The 14930-nt window shown below is 61.2% G+C and carries 17 protein-coding genes; 12 read left to right on the top strand and 5 right to left on the bottom strand.

Features of this window, described 5'->3' with window-relative positions; translation table 11 throughout:
* Nucleotides 1-74: 74 nt before the first annotated feature.
* Entirely contained in the window at nt 75-983 is a 909-nt protein-coding gene (gene prmB, locus C8K66_RS08875; RefSeq protein ID WP_057003896.1) for a 50S ribosomal protein L3 N(5)-glutamine methyltransferase, read from the top strand.
* Between the two features lie 105 nt (nt 984-1088).
* On the opposite strand, the gene C8K66_RS08870 is transcribed toward prmB, so the two are convergent.
* Nucleotides 1089-1895: a hypothetical protein gene (locus tag C8K66_RS08870; RefSeq protein WP_017845844.1), complete on the bottom strand. Its 807-nt coding sequence runs from the start codon at nt 1893-1895 to the stop codon at nt 1089-1091.
* A 99-nt stretch (nt 1896-1994) separates the two neighbouring features.
* Nucleotides 1995-2957 carry an alpha/beta hydrolase gene (locus C8K66_RS08865; protein WP_108524659.1) on the bottom strand — a complete coding sequence of 321 codons (963 nt, stop codon included), beginning with the start codon at nt 2955-2957 and terminating at the stop codon, nt 1995-1997.
* Nucleotides 2958-3099: 142 nt separating this feature from the next.
* Between C8K66_RS08865 and aroC the strand changes: the two genes are divergently transcribed.
* The 4 genes from aroC (at nt 3100) to C8K66_RS08845 (ending at nt 6411) form a co-directional block, all read left to right on the top strand.
* Nucleotides 3100-4191, top strand: a complete 1092-nt coding sequence (gene aroC / locus C8K66_RS08860; protein ID WP_046382572.1) for a chorismate synthase — start codon at nt 3100-3102, stop codon at nt 4189-4191.
* A 52-nt stretch (nt 4192-4243) separates the two neighbouring features.
* Entirely contained in the window at nt 4244-5407 is a 1164-nt protein-coding gene (locus C8K66_RS08855; protein ID WP_017845847.1) for an MFS transporter, read from the top strand.
* Entirely contained in the window at nt 5404-5934 is a 531-nt protein-coding gene (locus C8K66_RS08850) for an acireductone dioxygenase (protein ID WP_017845848.1), read from the top strand. The genes C8K66_RS08855 and C8K66_RS08850 overlap by 4 nt, the downstream gene beginning before the upstream one ends.
* Nucleotides 5935-6144: 210 nt before the next feature.
* A complete protein-coding gene (locus C8K66_RS08845; protein WP_046382574.1) occupies nt 6145-6411 on the top strand; it encodes a response regulator transcription factor in 267 nt (88 codons plus the stop codon).
* Nucleotides 6412-6466: 55 nt separating this feature from the next.
* Here the strand turns inward: C8K66_RS08845 and C8K66_RS08840 are convergent, their stop codons facing one another.
* Nucleotides 6467-6745: a DUF3509 domain-containing protein gene (locus tag C8K66_RS08840; RefSeq protein ID WP_016970113.1), complete on the bottom strand. Its 279-nt coding sequence runs from the start codon at nt 6743-6745 to the stop codon at nt 6467-6469.
* A gap of 395 nt (nt 6746-7140) precedes the next feature.
* Here C8K66_RS08840 and C8K66_RS08835 point away from each other — a divergent pair, with 395 nt between their 5' ends.
* From C8K66_RS08835 to C8K66_RS08815, 5 genes are all read left to right on the top strand, one after another.
* A complete protein-coding gene (locus tag C8K66_RS08835) occupies nt 7141-8967 on the top strand; it encodes a long-chain-acyl-CoA synthetase (RefSeq protein ID WP_108524657.1) in 1827 nt (608 codons plus the stop codon).
* A 111-nt stretch (nt 8968-9078) separates the two neighbouring features.
* Nucleotides 9079-9594: an ankyrin repeat domain-containing protein gene (locus tag C8K66_RS08830; RefSeq protein ID WP_046382576.1), complete on the top strand. Its 516-nt coding sequence runs from the start codon at nt 9079-9081 to the stop codon at nt 9592-9594.
* A gap of 41 nt (nt 9595-9635) precedes the next feature.
* Complete coding sequence (locus tag C8K66_RS08825) at nt 9636-10166, top strand: hypothetical protein (RefSeq protein WP_108524655.1); 531 nt, start codon at nt 9636-9638, stop codon at nt 10164-10166.
* Between the two features lie 67 nt (nt 10167-10233).
* A complete protein-coding gene (locus C8K66_RS08820; protein WP_010567448.1) occupies nt 10234-10425 on the top strand; it encodes a PLDc N-terminal domain-containing protein in 192 nt (63 codons plus the stop codon).
* Between the two features lie 414 nt (nt 10426-10839).
* Nucleotides 10840-12927 (top strand): LTA synthase family protein, encoded by a 2088-nt coding sequence (locus C8K66_RS08815; protein ID WP_046382577.1) that lies wholly within the window; start codon nt 10840-10842, stop codon nt 12925-12927.
* Nucleotides 12928-12981: 54 nt separating this feature from the next.
* Here the strand turns inward: C8K66_RS08815 and C8K66_RS08810 are convergent, their stop codons facing one another.
* The gene (locus tag C8K66_RS08810) at nt 12982-13134 is read right to left on the bottom strand and encodes a DUF3309 family protein (RefSeq protein ID WP_010208879.1); all 153 of its coding nucleotides are present in this window, start codon (nt 13132-13134) and stop codon (nt 12982-12984) included.
* Nucleotides 13135-13465: 331 nt separating this feature from the next.
* Here C8K66_RS08810 and C8K66_RS08805 point away from each other — a divergent pair, with 331 nt between their 5' ends.
* Nucleotides 13466-14281: an SDR family oxidoreductase gene (locus C8K66_RS08805; RefSeq protein WP_046382578.1), complete on the top strand. Its 816-nt coding sequence runs from the start codon at nt 13466-13468 to the stop codon at nt 14279-14281.
* Nucleotides 14282-14450: 169 nt separating this feature from the next.
* Nucleotides 14451-14648, top strand: coding sequence for a carbon storage regulator CsrA (gene csrA, locus C8K66_RS08800; protein WP_017845857.1), 198 nt, complete (start codon nt 14451-14453; stop codon nt 14646-14648).
* A 9-nt stretch (nt 14649-14657) separates the two neighbouring features.
* On the opposite strand, the gene C8K66_RS08795 is transcribed toward csrA, so the two are convergent.
* The gene (locus C8K66_RS08795) at nt 14658-14885 is read right to left on the bottom strand and encodes a YheU family protein (RefSeq protein ID WP_003236706.1); all 228 of its coding nucleotides are present in this window, start codon (nt 14883-14885) and stop codon (nt 14658-14660) included.
* Between the last annotated feature and the right edge of the window lie 45 nt (nt 14886-14930).

The following is a 14930-nucleotide window of genomic DNA, read 5'->3' as shown; positions in this document are numbered from 1 at the left end:
AGGCTTTTCGCACGTCGTCGCTACAGACGAAGGCTGTTAGAATCGCCAGTCGTTTTTTCCAGGAGTCTGCCCCCGTGATCACTTCCCGCCTGCGCACCTTGCGCGACCATATCCGTTGGGCTGTCAGCCGTTTCCATGGGGAAGAGCTGTTTTTCGGGCACGGTACCGACAACGCCTGGGACGACGCCCGGCAATTGGTGCTCGGCGCCTTGCATCTGCCCTGGGAAATTGCCGACAGCTACCTGGATTGCAACCTGGAAGAAGAGGAAGTTTCCCACTTGCAACGGCTGCTGCACCGTCGCATTCATGAGCGGGTGCCGACAGCCTACTTGATTGGCGAAGCCTGGTTCTGCGGCATGTCGTTTATCGTCGACGAGCGCGTGCTGATCCCGCGTTCACCGATCAGCGAACTCATCGAAAGCCGCTTCGAACCCTGGCTGGCCCAGCCGCCGGCACGCATTCTCGACCTGTGTACCGGCTCCGGTTGCATCGGCATCGCCTGTGCCTACGAGTTCCAGGATGCCGAAGTGGTGTTGGGTGACGTGTCGTTCGAAGCGTTGGAAGTGGCCAATCAGAACATCGAGCGCCATGGCGTCGACGAGCGTGTGTATACCGTACAGGGCGACGGTTTTGACGGGCTGCCGGGCCAGCGTTTCGACTTGATCGTGTCGAACCCGCCGTATGTGGACGCCGAAGACTTCGCCGACATGCCGGACGAGTACCAGCACGAACCGGAACTGGGCCTGGCCTGCGGCGACGATGGCTTGAACCTGGTCCGGCGGATGCTCGCCGAAGCGGCGGACCACCTGACCGAGAAGGGCTTGTTGATCGTCGAAGTGGGTAACAGCCAGGTGCATGTCGAGGCGCTGTACCCGGAAGTCGACTTCGCCTGGCTGGAGTTCCAGCGCGGCGGGCACGGTGTGTTCATGCTCACGGCCGAGCAGTGCCGCAACCATCAGGCGGTATTCGCCGCCCGGGTTTAACCGACCGCTCTGACGTGTGGGAGGGGACTTGCCCCCGATGAGGGCGTGTCAGTCACTGAATGCATTGGCTGATGCACCGCTATCGGGAGCAAGCCCGCTCCCACATCACCGATGGGTGGCAATCCAGATCAACAACCCCGCCTGAAACACGGTAAACGCCACCAGACAGGTGATGGTGAAGCGTAGCCCGCTGTCCTCACGCTTGAACTTGGTGACCTTTTCCTCTTCCTTGCGCAGCTTCACTTCCTGCTCCGTAAGGTTCTGCTCGGCCTGTTGCAGCATTTGCGCGGCTTCGAGGATTTCCACGAACTGCACTTTCTCGGTGTTCCAGCTATCGAGCACGTCGCTGACCTTGCCGGGCTGCACGTTGCCCTTCAGATGCTGCACGTCGGCGTAGGCCACATCAAAGCCCTGGATACGCAGGAAGTGATCGCGGCGCAGGCGTGTGGCTTCGTTGAGGGCGTCCTTGTTGGCCAGGTCCACCCCGTCGACGCGGTAGTGCGACCACTTCTTCTTCGCCCACGCGGCGCCCTGAGCCACCAGGAAACGGCCGATGCCACGGTTGGCCGGTTCGATTTCCAGGCTGTTGCCCGGGCCGAAATGCACACGGTGTTTAGCGTGATCGACCCAGATATCCAGGTGATTCTGCTCGCGGCGCACCCGTTGGCCCGGCAACTGGATGACCATGCGCAATAGGCTGTGATGGTGGTCGTGGCGTTCGACATAGCCAAATTGCACAAACCGCAAGGGGCGTACCCCGGTGGAGCGGTCGGTGGGCAGGGGCGCCAGGCGCAGCATTTTGAAATGTTCGGCCTGTACGTCCGCCCACGGCAGGGGCGCCGCGTCGACGACCTCGGTGTGTTCCGCCGGGGTGTCGGCGGTAGGTTCTGGTGTTGCTTCGGTGTTAGTCATGCGGCGCGATCCTGTCCTAGCCCAGCCAGTCGACAGGCTTTTTGCTGTCGACTTTCGGCTTATCGGCCGTTTTTCCCAGTACTGGAGGCAATTAGTCGGTTAACGGGGCTGAAGTCCGTCGATAAAGCCAACCAGGCGGGTTTCCAGCTCGGCGGCGAGGGGCAATCGCGGGTCGTTGTAGGACGCCAACTGTTGCTTCACCTCCTTGGGCACGATACGCATCACATGGTTCATGCCTTCGATCACCGTCAGTTCGGCATCGGGCTTGGCGTCCTTCAATTGCCGCGCATCGCCCACACCCACCTGGATATCGTTGGTGCCCTGGATGATCAGCGCGGGCATGCGCAGTCTGGCAAAGGCGGCCGACGGGTCGGCGCGAAACAGGCTGATCAGATACGGTTGCACGCTGGGTCGGAAAATCCCTTCAAGCGGGCCAGGCACATCGGTATCCACTTGGCCGGCCTTGAGGTGATCGAGGATTTCATTGCTGCGCAACTGCAGGGCCGGGGGCAGGTGACCGGCCAGTTGCTGGCGGATCACCTGGTCGACCGGGCGGGCGCTGCCCGACAGGGAAATCACCCCGGCCGGGTCGAGTTGCGGTGCCGCCAGGGCGGCCACCAGCGCGCCTTCGCTATGGCCCAGGACGATCAGCGGGCCCATGCGCTTGTCGGCCTTGAGCAGCTTGCCCCAGGCCACGGCGTCGGCCACGTAGGCGTCGAGGGTCAGGTCGCGTTCGTCGGGCGTGGCGGCCAGGCTGGCCGCCACGCCGCGCTTGTCGTAGCGCACGCTGGCGATGTTATGCCGGGCCAGGACCCACGCCAGGCGCTTGAGACTGTCGTTGCGCGCGCCGTCGGCACTGTTGCCGTTGCGGTCGGTCGGGCCGGAGCCGGCAATGATCAGCACCACCGGCACCGGTTTGTCGGACTGCGGCAGCAGCAGCGAGCCGAACAGCTCGCCGCTGCCGGTGTCGAGGCTGATGGGCCGTTGCAACACCACGGAGGACGCGGCATGGGCTACGGCAGTGAACAGGGTGAGGGTAAACAGCAAAACTCGAAGCATCATTGCGCCATTATTCAGGAGGTGCCGGTTCGACCAACGTCTACCGGTAAGGTTTCGAGGATGAACTAGTCGGTTGGCCCGCGTATACTGGTGCGCTTGGTTATCACCGCTGAGTGATTACAACTGATTTCACGGAGCGCCCTGCATGTCCGGCAATACCTTCGGCAAGCTGTTCACTGTCACCACCGCGGGCGAAAGCCATGGCCCGGCGTTGGTCGCCATTGTCGACGGCTGCCCGCCCGGCCTCGAGCTGTCCCTGGAAGACCTGCAGCGTGACCTCGACCGCCGCAAGCCCGGCACCAGCCGCCACACCACCCAGCGCCAGGAACCCGATGAAGTCGAGATCCTCTCCGGTGTGTTCGAAGGCCGCACCACCGGCTGCGCCATCGGCCTGCTGATCCGCAACACCGACCAGAAGTCCAAGGACTACTCGGCGATCAAGGACCTGTTCCGCCCGGCCCACGCCGACTACACCTACCACCACAAATACGGCGAGCGCGACTACCGTGGCGGCGGCCGCAGCTCGGCCCGCGAAACCGCGATGCGCGTGGCTGCCGGTGCCATCGCCAAGAAGTACCTGGCGACCCAGGGCATCGTCGTCCGTGGCTACATGAGCCAGCTGGGCCCGATCGAAATCCCGTTCAAGACCTGGGACAGCGTCGACGACAACGCCTTTTTCAGCCCGGACCCGGACAAAGTGCCGGAGCTGGAAGCCTATATGGACCAGTTGCGCCGCGACCAGGATTCGGTCGGGGCGAAAATCACCGTGGTCGCCGAGGGCGTGAAACCGGGTCTTGGCGAGCCGATCTTCGACCGTCTGGACGCTGAGCTGGCCCACGCGCTGATGAGCATCAACGCCGTCAAAGGCGTGGAAATCGGCGCCGGGTTCGCCTGCGTGTCCCAGCGCGGCACCGAGCACCGCGACGAACTGACCCCGCAGGGCTTCCTCAGCAACAATGCAGGCGGCATCCTCGGCGGTATTTCCTCCGGCCAGCCGATCGTTGCGCACCTGGCGCTCAAGGCCACGTCGAGCATCACCACCCCGGGCCGTTCGATCGATGTACACGGCAACCCGGTGGACGTGATCACCAAGGGCCGTCACGACCCGTGCGTCGGCATCCGTGCCACGCCGATCGCCGAAGCGATGATGGCGATCGTGTTGATGGACCACCTGCTGCGCAACCGTGGGCAAAACGCCGATGTGCGCGTGAGTACTCCGGTACTGGGCCAGCTGTGACGGTGTGTGGCGCGCGAGCTTGCTCGCGCCTTGCCGCAAAGCGGCCCTTTGCATGACTCCAGCACTTCCGTACTGGCGACTCTCCAGCTTCTACCTCTTCTACTTCGCCCTGCTGGGGGCCACGGCGCCGTTCCTGGCGCTGTACTTCGATCACCTGGGGTTCTCCAGCGCGCGTATCGGCGAGCTGGTGGCCATCCCCATGCTGATGCGCTGCGTGGCCCCCAATCTGTGGGGCTGGCTGGGCGACTATACCGGCCGGCGCCTGGCCATCGTGCGTGTGGGCGCACTGTGTACGCTGGTGAGTTTTGCGTTGATTTTCGTCAGCAAGACCTATGCCTGGCTGGCCCTGGTCATGGCCCTGCATGCGTTTTTCTGGCATGCGGTGCTGCCGCAGTTTGAAGTGATCACCCTGGCCCATCTGCATAAGCAGACCTCGCGCTATAGCCAGATCCGCCTGTGGGGCTCCATCGGCTTCATCCTCACGGTGGTGATCATGGGCCGCCTGTTCGACTGGCTGAGCCTGGATATCTACCCGGTGGTGGTCGTGGTGATCATGGCCGGGATCATCGGTGCCAGCCTGTGGGTGCCGAATGCGCAGCCGGCGAACCACGGCCCCCGCCTGGCGGGCGAGGGCTTCCTCAAGCAGTTGCGCAGCCCCGGCGTCCTGGCGTTTTACGCCTGCGTGGCGTTGATGCAAATGAGCCATGGCCCGTATTACACCTTTCTCACCCTGCACCTGGAACACTTGGGCTACAGCCGTGGCGTAATCGGCATGCTGTGGGCCCTCGGGGTGGTGGCGGAAGTGTTGATGTTCCTGGGCATGAGCCGCATCCTCACGCGTTTCTCGGTGCGCCGGGTGCTGCTGGCGAGTTTCCTGTTGGCGGCGCTGCGCTGGTTGTTGCTGGGCGCGTTCGCGGAATTTTTCTGGGTGCTGCTGCTGGCGCAGGTGATGCACGCGGCTACCTTCGGCAGTTTTCATGCGGCGGCGATTGCTTTTGTGCAGCGCAGCTTCGGTGCGCGCCAGCAAGGTCAGGGCCAGGCGTTATACGCGGCCTTGGCCGGCACCGGCGGCGCGCTTGGCGCGCTGTACGCTGGTTACAGCTGGAACCTGTTGGGGCCAGCCCTGACCTTCAGTATCGCCAGCGTCGCGGCCCTGGCCGCCGCCCTTATCATCGGCTTTCGATTGCACGAGCAGAACCAAGGAACCGTCCTATGAGTTATGTAGCCGTTTACCACGTCGCCACACCGGATACACCGAACAAAGTCCTGACCCACTTCGACGATATCGCGTCGACCCTGGCCGAGCATGGCGTGCGATTCGAGCGCTGGCAGCCCGCCGTTATTGAAAAAGGCGCGGACGACGCCACCATGATCGCGGCGTATCAGCCACGGATCGACGCCCTCGGCTACGCCTGCGTCGAGGTGCTGCATGCTCCCGGCGACCCTGCGCAGAAGGCGGCATTGCGCGATCAGTTCCTTGCCGAGCGGCGTTACAGCGAAGATGAAGCGCGCTTTTTCATCGCCGGCCAAGGCCTGTTTGCCTTGCACATTGGTGACTATGTGTACGGCGTGCGCTGTGAGAAAAATGACCTGCTGCTGATCCCGGCCGGCATGCCCCATTGGTTTGATATGGGCGAGCACCCACATTTTGTGACGCTGCGCCTGTCCCATGCGGCAGGCGGCGGGGTGCCTGAATTCAGCGGGGACGATATCGCCGCTGGTTTCCCTGGGTTGGATGACTAGGCTTAATCGACTTGAATCTTCAACCCCGACGAGTTGGAAGTTGTTGTGGGAAGAAGCTTATTTATCTGTAAGGCCTGGCTGTTTATCGCCGGCCTTACGCTTTGACGCGCTCCATTATGTAACTCTCTCCGGTCTTAATGTTTGTATCGCCTGTCAATAGGAGGAATCCGAAAGGCGATAAGCATCAGCCAACAATAAGGAGAGAAAGCGATGAGTGATCCAGAGGCGTCAGGTGCGCCGTTGAGCGTGCCCACCGATGTCAGAAAACGCTTGGCCCTGTCCGGCAAGCCCCTGACTCCGACCGAATTGGAGATCTTGCGCTGGGCCTCCGAAGGCAAGACCATCTGGGAAATCAGCCGGATTCGTGAAACGTCCCAAGCCGCAGTGAAATTCCACCTGCGTAACATCTATGGCAAGTTGCAAGTCAACAATCGTGTACAAGCGATGAATGAAGCCGCCCGATTGGGCCTGTCCTGAACCCATGAAAAAGGGCCGCGACGCTGGATGGCGTCGCGGCCCTTTTTTGTGTGTCTTAGGCCGAATGGTAAGTCGGCAGGGCAAAGCGGTTCTGGCTCTGCAGCATGGAAATCTGCGGCAGTTCGCTGGCTTGTTCGGCCAGGTCGCGGCGAATGGCACTGATCACCCAGGTAAGTTGATCGGCTGTGTGCAGTTGCTGGTAGGAGATCGAGCGCTTGACCTGCTTGCCTTCGCTGTTGCGCAGGGTCAGCAGGATACCGCCGTCCGGGCGTGGCTGAGTGGTGACGTCGTATTGGGAGAATACTGAGGCGAATTTATCTTGGATCAGGCTCATGTCTATCAGCTCCGTTGGCTCAAGTTGGCAAGCATGGAGTGATAGGTGCAGTGATTGTGCCATCTCACGTTTTTATATAAAGTCTTTAAAAATCAATAAGTTGTAAAAAGTCAGGATTTTTGATTTCGTGCAAATTGCATGAATGGCCATCATGCATCCTGCATTTTGCGCTACTCGATCCGGCCGGGCGGGCGCCTCGTCACTGATAGGGACTGCCGATGTGTCGCAAAATTCCCTGTGGGGCGGTTGCGGCTTCGGGATACAAAACATTTCAAATCCCGCGTGTACAGCCGAAGAACGGCTGGCGTATTTTCCCCTGAGCATTTGGCTTCCTGCCTACAAAAAATGCCGGAGTTTCTGGCCCCGACGAAGAATAAGAAAAAGGACGTTCCTCCATGCGCCATCCGCAAAACGACATGATTACCTGGAGCATGCTGCTGCGTAAGGTGCCCGCCATCGTCCGCGCCTTGCCACGGGTGGTCCGCGGCATGCGTGCCGCGAATGTCACCGACCCCGCGCAGCCCTGTGGCCTGGGCTGGCATTTCGAGCAAGCCACCCTGCGCAACCCTGACGGCGCGGCGTTGTTGTACGGCGACAGCGTGCTCAGTTACCGCGATGCCAACCAGCGTGCGAACCGCATCGCCCACCACCTGCAGAGCCAGGGCATCCGCAAAGGCGATGTGGTGGCGCTGTTTATTGAAAATCGCCCCGAATTGCTGCTCAACGTGCTGGCCGTGGCCAAGCTGGGCGGCATCTGCGCCATGCTCAATACCTCGCAAACCCAGGCGGCGCTGGTACACAGCCTGAATCTGGTCAACCCGGTGGCGATTGTGGTGGGGGCGGAGTTGGTGGAGGCCTACACAGCGGTGCGCGATCAAGTGGTGATCGCGGCCGATCGCACCTGGTTGGTCGCGGATCAACCCGGCAGCGCGGTGCCTGCCGGCTATATCGACCTGATGGCGGCCAGCGCCGAGTGCGCGCTGGACAACCCGGCCAGTTCCCGGCAGATCTTTTTCAACGACCCGTGCTTCTATATCTACACCTCCGGCACCACGGGTTTGCCCAAGGCCGGCATCATGAAACATGGCCGCTGGACCAAAACCGCGGTCAGCTTCGCCAGCATCGCCCTCGACATGGGCCCCGCCGACGTCATGTATTGCACCTTGCCGCTGTACCACGCCACCGGCCTTTGCGTGTGCTGGGGCTCGGCAATCGTCGGCGCGTCGGGGTTCGCGATTCGCCGCAAATTCAGCGCCAGCCAGTTCTGGGGCGATGTGCGCAAGTTCAACGCGACCACCCTGGGTTATGTCGGTGAGCTGTGCCGTTACCTGCTCGACCAGCCGGCCAGCGCCCAGGACCGTGACAACCGGGTGATCAAGATGGTCGGCAATGGCCTGCGGCCCGGTGTGTGGGCGCAGTTCAAGCAACGCTTTGGCGTCGAGCATATCTGTGAGCTGTATGCCGCGAGTGACGGCAATATCGGTTTCACCAATGTGTTGAATTTCGACAACACCATCGGCTTCTGCCTGCAGCGCTGGGCGCTGGTGGACTACGCCCACGACAACGGTGAGCCGCTGCGTGGCGCCGATGGTTTCATGCGCAAGGTGCAAACGGGCGGGGAGGGCCTGTTGCTGGCGAGGATCGATGAAAAGGCCCCGTTCGACGGTTACACCGACCCGGAAAAGAACCGCAAGGTGGTGCTGACCGACGTGTTCGAAAAGGGCGACCGTTACTTCAATACCGGCGATTTGCTGCGCAGCATCGGTTTCGGCCATGCGCAATTTGTCGATCGCCTGGGCGACACCTATCGCTGGAAAGGCGAAAACGTTTCCACCACCGAGGTCGAGAACATCCTGTTGCAACACCCGCAGATCGCCGAGGTGGTGGCCTACGGCGTCGAGATCGAAAACACCAATGGCCGCGCCGGCATGGTCGCCATCACCCCCAGCGAATCCCTGGCCGCCCTGGATATGCGCGAGTTGCTGCAGTTCGCTCATGGCCAGTTGCCGCACTATGCGGTGCCGCTGTTCCTGCGGATCAAGATGAAGATGGAGACAACGGGCACGTTCAAATACCAGAAAGTGCGGCTCAAGGAAGAAGCGTTCGACCCGGCCAAGGCCGGCAACGACCCGGTCTACGCCTGGCTGCCCGGTTCGGATTGCTATGTGCCGGTCACCGGGCAATTGTTGGCGCAGATCCAGGGCGGACAGTTCCGCTATTGATTCTGCCTATGGTGGCTGTTGACAAAAAAACCATGACAGTAGGGAACTCCCTCGCGACACTGGGCGCCTACTCTTCAGTACCCGAAGCCGCACCAGACAAGGAGCCCCCACATGTCAGACCATGCCAAACAAATGACCGAAGACGAAGCCGCCGAATTTGCCGAGCAGGTCTTCGACGTCGCGCGCAGAGGCGATGCCGCCTTGCTTGCCGCGCTGCTGGCCAAGGGCTTGCCAGCCAACCTGCGTAACCACAATGGCGACACCTTGCTGATGCTGGCCGCCTATCACGGCCACGCCGACGCGGTCAAAGTGCTGCTGGAGTTCAAGGCCGACCCACAGATCGCCAACGACAAGCATCAACTGCCGATCGCCGGCGCGGCGTTCAAGGGCAACTTGCCCGTGGTCAAGACGCTGATCGAAGGCGGCGCGCCGGTTGATGCGTCTTCCTCCGACGGCCGCACGGCGTTGATGATGGCCGCAATGTTCAACCGCGTCGAAATGGTCGACTACCTGCTCAGCCAGGGCGCCAACCCCAAGACTGCCGACGCCCAGGGCGCCACGGCATTGGCCGCGGCACAGACCATGGGCGCGGTGGATACGGCGGCGCAGTTGCAGAAACTGGTGTAGGCTACGCGCCCTCGAAAACCCGCCCGCCACAGGACCCCTTCATGAAAAACGCCCTCGTCGAACTCATCCGTAAAATCAGCGCCGGCGTCATGGGCGACGACGAGGTGGCGCGCATCGCCGAGGAAGCGGCGCAGGCCTACGCCGACCCGGTGGCCTTTCTGGCGGCGAACCCGGACATCAACTACGACGATACTTTCTCGATTCCGCTGGGCGAGTGGGTGGTGGTCGGCAGCCTGCCGGACACGGTGCTGTTCCAGGCCGACACCTATGGCGACTTGTTTGCGCAGATCGTTGCCTCGTTCGGCCCCGGCGTGGCGTTCAACCTCAAGCCCAAGCAACTGGCCAAGACCGAAGCCCTCACCGCGCTCAATCGCATCCAGATCCAGATGAGTGCGCTCAGCCCGCAAGACGGTGGTTATGTGTTGCTGAACTTCAGCCAGCCGCTGGATGACGAGATCCAGGCCGTGCTGGTGTACGGCAACGACCTGCCGCGCGTGCTGGAACTGTGCGCCGAAGTCGGCATCCACGGCGAACCGTCCCTGGAAGCCCTGCGGGTCGCGGTCCACGTCTGAAATAAAACGGAACCCCGGCCAGGGCTGGCTATCCTACAAGGGCATGCCCTCACTTAGGAGCGACACCATGGGTTCCACTTTCAACGGTCTGGTCGGGCTGATCATCCTCGCGCTGGATATCTGGGCGATCATCAATGTGTTCAAAAGCGGCGCGAGCACCGGTGCCAAGGTGTTGTGGATTCTGTTGATCCTGCTGCTGCCGGTCCTGGGCCTGATCATCTGGGCGATTGCCGGGCCGCGGGGCAACGTGCGGTTCTGAGCTCCAGCTTCACTCAAGCTGAAGCGGGCACGGAAAATGTGGGAGGGGGCTTGCCCCCGATAGCGGTGTATCAGTCGTTACAACAGTGACTGAACCACCGCTATCGGGGGCAAGCCCCCTCCCACAATGGTTTCAGCAAATGCCTTGATATTGTGTGTCGAAATATTCGCTGTACGAAATTTTCACATCTCATCCAAGACAATTCGCCGGCTTTATCTCCCTGCAACGGCTCTATCTCAAGCACCGCCAGTTGCAGGTTTGCGGCACGCGTTCAGTAATTAATGGCGTTGCCGGCAGTGATCGGGCACCATTTGCGCCATCGCGTTTACCGCCTACCCCAGCCAGCCTGGGCGAGGGCCGGACGCCACTGCACTCTTTTTCGCAACTTAAACCTCCAATGGGTCCTGAAACGACATGGCAAACCCGGACGCCCTGAATCAGCAGCGAGCTTCTAATCGCCTGCTGCAACCGACCGTCAAATCCCATCTGGCATACACGCTGCTTTGTGCACTGGTCATGATGGTGATGTTCTCCCTGCTGCGCCTGGCGCTGCTGGCCTACAACCGCGAGATGATCCTCGACACACCGGCCTCGACCTTCCTGGAAGCGTTCGCCAACGGCCTGCGCCTGGACATTCGCCTGGTGGTGTACCTGACGATCCCCTTGCTGCTGTCACTGTTCAGCGTGCGGGCCATGGCCGCGCGGGGGTTCTTCCGTTTCTGGCTGACCCTTGCCTCCAGCATCGCGCTGTTCCTGGGCCTGATGGAGATGGACTTCTACCGCGAATTCCACCAGCGCCTCAACGGCCTGGTCTTCCAGTACGTGAAGGAAGACCCGAAAACCGTGATGAGCATGCTCTGGTACGGTTTCCCGGTGGTGCGCTACCTGCTGGCCTGGGCCGTCGGCACGCTGATCCTCAGCGTGGCCTTCAAGGGCGCCGATCGGGCGACGCGCCCACGCGGCCCGTTCAGCGGCGGCAGTATCGGCACCCGCCAGGTGGCGCCGTGGTATTCGCGCATCGCGGTGTTTGTGGTGTGCCTGCTGGTTGCCGTGGTCGCCGCTCGCGGCACCCTGCGCCAGGGCCCGCCGCTGCGTTGGGGTGACGTCTACACCACCGACTCGAACTTCGCCAACCAATTGGGCCTCAATGGCACGTTGTCGTTGATCGCCGCGGCCAAGTCGCGCTTCTCCGAAGAACGCACCAACATCTGGAAGGCCACCCTCGAACAACCACTGGCCACCCAGACCGTGCGCGACATGCTGGTGTTGCCGCAAGAGAAGCTGGTGGATACCGACACCGCCGCCGTGCGCCGTGATTTCACGCCACCGGCCGAGAAAACCCTGCCGATCAAGAACGTCGTGGTGATCCTGATGGAGAGCTTCGCCGGTCACTCGGTGGGCGCTCTGGGGCGTCCGGGCAATATCACGCCGTACTTCGACAAACTGTCCAAGGAAGGCCTGCTGTTCGACCGCTTCTTCTCCAACGGCACCCACACCCACCAGGGTATGTTTGCCACCATGGCGTGCTTCCCGAACCTGCCGGGTTTCGAATACCTGATGCAGACCCCGGAAGGCAGCCACAAGCTGTCGGGCCTGCCGCAGTTGCTCAGTGCGCGCAAGTTTGACGACGTGTATGTCTACAACGGCGACTTCGCCTGGGACAACCAGTCGGGTTTCTTCAGCAACCAGGGCATGACCAACTTCATCGGCCGCAACGACTTTGTTGACCCAGTGTTCTCCGACCCGACCTGGGGCGTGTCCGACCAGGACATGTTCAACCGTGGCCTGGAAGAACTGAAAGCGCGTGAAGGCGGCAAGCCGTTCTACGCCCTGCTGCAAACCCTGTCCAACCACACGCCGTATGCCTTGCCGACCCCGTTGCCGGTGGAGAAAGTCACCGACCGTGGCAGCCTCAACGAGCATTTGACGGCGATGCGCTACTCCGACTGGGCCCTCGGCCAGTTCTTTGAAAAGGCCCGCAAGGAGCCGTACTTCAAGGAAACCCTGTTTGTGATCGTGGGCGACCACGGTTTCGGCAACGAGCAGCAGATCACCGAGATGGACCTGGGCCGCTTCAACGTGCCGATGCTGATGATTGCTCCGGGCATGCAAGAGAAGTTCGGCGTGCGTGACCACACCGTGGGCACCCAGATCGACATCGTGCCGACCATCATGGGCCGTCTGGGTGGCGACACCCTGCACCAGTGCTGGGGGCGTGACCTGCTCAACCTGCCGGAAGGCGACAAGGGTTTCGGCGTGATCAAGCCTTCGGGCAGCGATCAGACCGTGGCGCTGGTCACCGGCGACCGCGTGCTGGTATTGCCTAAGGAAATGCCACCGAAGCTGTGGGAATACGAACTGGGCGCCGAGCCGACCGGTAAAGTGATCGCGGAATCGCCGGACGAGGCAGGGCTGAAACAGAAGCTCGAATCGTTCCTGCAGACCGCGACCAAAAGTTTGCTGGATAACACCGCCGGTGTTGTCGATGGCAAGCCGGACTGATTGACCGGCAATAAAAAAGAGGCCTTCATGAAGGCCTCTTTTTTTGTCCGGCGTTTATATCTTGCCGAGTAACAACAGCACCAGCAGCACCACCAGGACTACGCCGAGAATACCCGATGGACCATAACCCCAGCTACGGGAGTGTGGAAACACTGGCAAACCGCCGACCAGCAGGAGAATCAGGATGATGATTAAAATGAGGCTCATAATTGTATTTCCTTATAGGCCTTCTGCAAGGACCGGTTGTTTAAAGTTAGGCCCGTGGGTTTAATCGCGGACGCCTTAATAACTCCGACTGTGCCGCTTCGCAGAAAATTCCGTGTTTTTTTAAAGCATTTCGAAGACCTGCTTATTTCTTTTAATGCGTCGCTGAATGCCTGCGCTTAGTTGAAAAAAATTGAACTTAGGGCGTGCCGTGGTATCCGACCCGGCCCGTGGTTTGCTCGGGGCATTCATCAATTGGATGGTGCGTGGGTGTAGGAAAAACCTTCGCTACACTGCCGATCACTTCTTCTGTGAACCACAAGGCTATTTTCCTATGCAAAATCGCATGATGATCACCGGTGCCGGGTCCGGCCTGGGTCGCGAAATCGCGCTGCGCTGGGCCCGCGAGGGTTGGCAGTTGGCCTTGTCGGATGTCAGCGAGCCAGGCTTGCAAGAGACTCTCAGGTTGGTGCGCGAGGCGGGTGGCGATGGCTTTGTTCAACGCTGCGACGTGCGCGACTACAGCCAGCTCACCGCCTTTGCCCAGGCCTGCGAGGTCAAGCTGGGCGGGATCGATGTGATCGTCAACAATGCCGGCGTGGCCTCCGGCGGGTTCTTCGCCGAACTGTCGCTGGAAGACTGGGACTGGCAGATCGCAATCAACCTGATGGGCGTGGTCAAGGGCTGCAAGGCCTTTCTGCCGCTGCTGGAAAAGAGCAAGGGCCGCATCATCAACATCGCCTCGATGGCGGCGCTGATGCAAGGGCCGGCCATGAGCAACTACAACGTGGCCAAGGCGGGCGTGGTGGCGTTGTCGGAGAGCCTGCTGGTGGAACTCAAACAACAGGAAATCGGGGTTCACGTGGTGTGCCCGTCGTTCTTCCAGACCAACCTGTTGGACTCGTTCCGTGGGCCGACCCCGGCGATGAAGGCGCAGGTGGGCAAGCTGCTGGAAAGCTCGCCGATCTCGGCGGCGGATATCGCCGATTACATCTATCAGCGGGTGGCCGAGGGCGAGTTCATGATCCTGCCCCACGAGCAAGGGCGGATGGCTTGGGCGTTGAAGCAGAAAAACCCGCAGTTGCTGTATGACGAGATGACCGTGATGGCCGACAAAATGCGCGCCAAGGCCCAGGCGATTAAAGGCTGAGTGGGGCACGGTCGTAAATGTCGGAGCGGGGCTCGGCGCAAAAAATCATGTGGTCTGTCAGGCAAGTTACCTACCGTTGTAGGTGGTGCCTGATTTGACCGCAAGCCGTTGCTGAGCATCACCCAAGCGCGCAAGGTCGGGGTCCTGTCACTCGAAAAGGACAACCGCCATGCTGGTCTTAAGCCGCACCGTAGGCGAAATCATTTCCATCGGCGATGACATCGCCTTGCACATCCTCGAACTCAACGGTTCCCAGGTGAAGTTCGGGGTTCAAGCCCCGGCCGAGGTGTCGGTCCACCGCGCCGAGGTGTACCAGAAGATCGTCGAACGCCAGGACACCGCCAGCCATCCGCTGCCCAATCCCTGAACTGCACCTTCAGTCGAACAGGTGCTTGGGCACGTCGTGCTTGAGCATCAACTGGCATTGCTCGCTGTCGGGGTCGAAGACGATCAATGCCTGGCCCTTGGTCAGTGCCTGGCGCACGCGCAGTACGCGGGTTTCCAGGGGCGTGTCGTCGCCATTGTCGGTGCCGTCGCGGGTCACGAAGTCTTCGATGAGGCGGGTCAGGGTGTCGACTTCAAGTGCGTCGTAGGGAATCAGCATACAAGCCTCTGGGGTTAAGTCCCGGCGATGCTACTGCGCCGGGAC

The sequence above is a fragment of the Pseudomonas sp. GV105 genome (assembly GCF_003058185.1).
Classification (GTDB): domain Bacteria; phylum Pseudomonadota; class Gammaproteobacteria; order Pseudomonadales; family Pseudomonadaceae; genus Aquipseudomonas; species Aquipseudomonas veronii.
Note: the sequence above shows the minus strand (reverse complement) of the source record. Positions and strands in the feature narration are given on the sequence as shown.